Below are 402 nucleotides of genomic sequence, written 5' to 3' on the forward strand. Positions count from 1 at the left end.
CTAACCGTTTATTCTCAACGATCTCATTCTGCTGTAGCCCAGCTAATTTATTGAAAATGCTGTAGTTGAGCTTTCGTCCCTCGTGCATGAGAGCCACAGTCCCATCCGGGTACTCCAGAAATGAAATATATTGCCCAACAAGCTTATGATTCAGCTCTATCGGTTCAAGCAGATAAATACATTTGTCATAGGTCAGGGTCAGATTCTTGGTGACCTTACGCGGTTCCTGTCAGGTAAAAATATCATCCAGTTCAAGATGAGATTCGGTTAATGGCCGATGTAAATTCTTTGAGTTTCGCGCATATTTGGCGAACTTCTGATTGAAATGCTCAATAAAGCAGGGCAGCCAGGCATTTGCCTCGGCAATTGAACAGATACCTTCTAGGCGCATTTCCTTGATCA

General features: G+C 43.3%; 1 pseudogene. It reads right to left on the minus strand.

Annotation, left to right across the window (positions count from 1 at the left end):
* A pseudogene (locus NI466_RS15845) lies at window positions 1–402 on the minus strand (ISNCY family transposase); the annotation flags it as partial.

Source organism: Acinetobacter lwoffii, assembly GCF_024129595.1.
Classification (GTDB): Bacteria; Pseudomonadota; Gammaproteobacteria; order Pseudomonadales; family Moraxellaceae; genus Acinetobacter; species Acinetobacter lwoffii_O.